Annotated in this window: 3 protein-coding genes; all 3 read left to right on the top strand. The window is 58.9% G+C overall.

Annotated elements, in window-relative coordinates; all coding sequences use genetic code 11:
* Positions 1 to 4 precede the first annotated feature (4 nt).
* Entirely contained in the window at positions 5 to 1,681 is a 1,677-nt protein-coding gene (locus tag RUE5091_RS22420; RefSeq protein WP_058284169.1) for a formate--tetrahydrofolate ligase, read from the top strand.
* Between the two features lie 57 nt (positions 1,682 to 1,738).
* Positions 1,739 to 2,044 (top strand): chorismate mutase, encoded by a 306-nt coding sequence (locus RUE5091_RS22415; protein WP_058284168.1) that lies wholly within the window; start codon positions 1,739 to 1,741, stop codon positions 2,042 to 2,044.
* Between the two features lie 52 nt (positions 2,045 to 2,096).
* On the top strand, positions 2,097 to 2,955 hold an 859-nt coding region (gene folD / locus RUE5091_RS22410; RefSeq protein WP_058284167.1), incomplete at its 3' end, for a bifunctional methylenetetrahydrofolate dehydrogenase/methenyltetrahydrofolate cyclohydrolase FolD.

Here is a 2,955-nt window from a genome sequence, read left to right as displayed (position 1 = left end):
CCCAATGAGCTACAAATCCGACATTGAAATCGCCCGTGAGGCGAACAAGAAGCCGATTCAGGAAATCGGTGCGAAGATCGGCATCGACTCCGCTGATCTGCTGCCCTACGGCCACGACAAGGCGAAGGTCAGCCAGGACTTCATCAACTCGGTTCAGGGTCGTGAAGACGGCAAGTTGATCCTTGTCACCGCGATCAACCCGACCCCGGCGGGTGAAGGTAAGACCACCACCACCGTCGGTCTGGGCGATGGCCTGAACCGCATTGGCAAAAACGCGATGATCTGTATCCGCGAAGCCTCGTTGGGCCCGAACTTCGGCATGAAGGGCGGCGCAGCAGGTGGCGGTTACGCGCAGGTTGTTCCAATGGAGGAAATGAACCTGCACTTCACTGGCGACTTTCACGCCATCACCTCGGCCCATTCGCTGCTGTCGGCGATGATCGACAACCACATCTACTGGGGCAACGAGTGCGAGATCGACATCCGCCGCGTCGCATGGCGCCGCGTGGTCGATATGAACGACCGCGCACTGCGTCAGATCACTGCGTCCTTGGGTGGTGTGTCGAACGGTTTCCCGCGTGAAACCGGCTTTGACATCACCGTGGCGTCCGAAGTCATGGCGATCCTCTGTCTGGCAACCGATCTGAAAGACCTGGAAAAGCGTCTGGGTGACATCATCGTGGCCTATCGCCGCGACAAAACACCAGTTTACTGCCGCGACATCAAAGCCGAAGGCGCAATGACCGTTCTGCTGAAGGACGCCATGCAGCCGAACCTGGTGCAGACGCTGGAAAACAACCCGGCCTTTGTTCATGGTGGTCCCTTCGCGAACATCGCGCACGGCTGTAACTCGGTCATCGCAACCAAAACCGCATTGAAGGTGGCTGACTATGTTGTCACCGAAGCTGGTTTCGGTGCTGATCTGGGTGCCGAGAAGTTCATGAACATCAAGTGCCGCAAGGCAGGTATCGCGCCGTCGGCTGTGGTGCTAGTCGCCACCGTACGTGCGATGAAGATGAACGGCGGCGTCGCTAAGGCCGATCTGGGTGCCGAGAATGTCGACGCGGTTCAGTCGGGCTGCGCCAACCTGGGCCGTCACATCGAAAACGTGAAGTCCTTCGGTGTTCCTGTCGTCGTCGCCATCAACCATTTTGTCACCGACACCGATGACGAAGTGCAGGCCGTCAAGGATTACTGCGAAACCCATGGCGTCGAGGCAGTTCTGTCACGTCACTGGGAACTGGGTTCGGACGGTTCTGCACCTCTGGCCGAGAAAGTTGTGGAAATCGTTGAAAACGGTGCTGCGAATTTTGCCCCGATCTACCCCGACGAAATGCCACTGTTCGAGAAAATCGACACCATCGCCAAGCGTATCTACCGCGCGGACGAGGTTCTGGCCGACAACAAGATCCGCAACCAACTGCGCGAATGGGAAGAGGCTGGCTACGGCAACCTGCCGGTCTGCATGGCGAAAACCCAGTATTCGTTCTCGACCGACCCGTCGCTGCGCGGCGCGCCCACCGGCCACTCGGTTCCGGTGCGTGAGGTGCGCTTGTCAGCCGGTGCTGGCTTCATCGTGGTTGTCTGCGGTGAGATCATGACCATGCCCGGTCTGCCGCGCAAACCGGCTGCGGAAACCATCTGCCTCAATGACGCAGGTGAGATCGAGGGCTTGTTCTAAGCACCCGAATGAGACATCTCGTGGACTGGGGGTTACCCCGGTCCACAGGAGATTAAAATGCCCACTCTGATACCGCCGCAGGACTGTCACTCGATGCGGGAATTGCGGCCTCAGATCGACAAGCTGGACCGACAACTGATTGAGATGTTGGTGACGCGCGCAACCTACATTGACCGTGCGTCTCAGCTGAAACCCGGCGAGGGGTTACCCGCCCGCATCCCGGAACGTGTCGAAGATGTGGTGCAGCGTGTGCGCACAAGTTCCGACGAGTTGGGTATGGACCCAGATCTTGCCGAGAAACTCTGGCGCATATTGATTGACTGGTCGATTGCCCGCGAAGAACGCGTGCTCGGCCCTGACTGAAGACCCGGTCGCTGTGTGCGCCCGATCCGTTTTTGAAAGAAGGGATCAAAGGATGGTAGCGCAGGTTATCGACGGTAAGGCCTTTGCCGCAAAAGTACGCGGCCAGGTGGCAGATCAGGTCGCAAAGCTGAAAGAAGAAAACGGCATCACCCCCGGTCTCGCCGTGGTTTTGGTGGGTGAAGATCCGGCCAGCCAAGTCTATGTCCGCTCGAAGGGGAAAATGACCGTTGAGGTCGGCATGAACTCGTACGAGCACAAGCTGGATGTCGGCACATCCGAAGGAGACCTGCTGGCGTTGATCGACAAGCTGAACAACGACCCAGCCGTGCATGGTATTCTGGTGCAATTACCCCTGCCCAAGCACCTGAACGAAGATCTGGTGATCAACTCGATTGATCCGGCCAAGGACGTTGATGGTTTCCACATCTCGAACGTGGGCTTGCTTGGTACCGGACAGAAGTCAATGGTGCCCTGCACCCCGTTGGGCTGTCTGATGATGCTGCGCGACCATCATGGTTCGCTCTCGGGCATGGATGCGGTTGTGATCGGCCGCTCGAACATCGTGGGCAAACCGATGGCGCAATTGCTGCTGGGTGACAGCTGCACCGTGACCATCGCGCATTCACGCACCAAAGACTTGCCTGACGTTGTCCGCCGCGCCGACATCGTTGTGGCTGCCGTTGGCCGCCCTGAAATGGTGCCGGGTGACTGGATCAAGGAAGGCGCCACTGTCATCGACGTGGGCATCAACCGGATCGAACGTGACGGCAAGAACAAGCTGGTCGGTGACGTTGACTATGCCAGCGCAGCTGAGCGTGCCGGTGCGATCACGCCGGTGCCGGGTGGCGTCGGGCCGATGACCATCGCCTGCCTGCTGGCCAACACACTGACCGCCTGCTGCCGCGCAAATG

It is taken from the genome of Ruegeria denitrificans (genome assembly GCF_001458295.1).
GTDB lineage: Bacteria > Pseudomonadota > Alphaproteobacteria > Rhodobacterales > Rhodobacteraceae > Ruegeria > Ruegeria denitrificans.
This window is presented reverse-complemented; position numbering and strand designations above follow the sequence as displayed.